General features: G+C 63.0%; 1 protein-coding gene. It reads right to left on the bottom strand.

The genetic code is table 11. From position 1 onward, the window contains the following. A partial coding sequence (locus ACXAH3_RS16550) for a hypothetical protein (RefSeq protein WP_474863379.1) occupies positions 1 to 211 on the bottom strand: 211 nt, incomplete at both ends.

Raw genomic sequence — 211 nt, 5'->3', positions numbered from 1 at the left:
CGCAGCAGGTGTCGGAGCCGTGCCCGGCGTCAGCGTGATATCTGCAGGATCAACAGCCGCGCCATTCAGCGTGTCTGTATCCAGAACCGACGGGGTGTCACCACCCGCAAAGCCGTTCACAGCTGCTGGCGTGTCGTCGATGGCGTCGATCGGGGCTGGGTCCACTACGACCGTCGCTGTGGCCGTATCACAGTTCGTCCCGTTCAAGTTC

The sequence above is a fragment of the Aliiroseovarius sp. ABM4_368 genome (genome assembly GCF_056161205.1).
The sequence above is the reverse complement of the archived record's forward strand: the minus strand, read 5'-3'. Positions and strand labels throughout refer to the sequence as shown.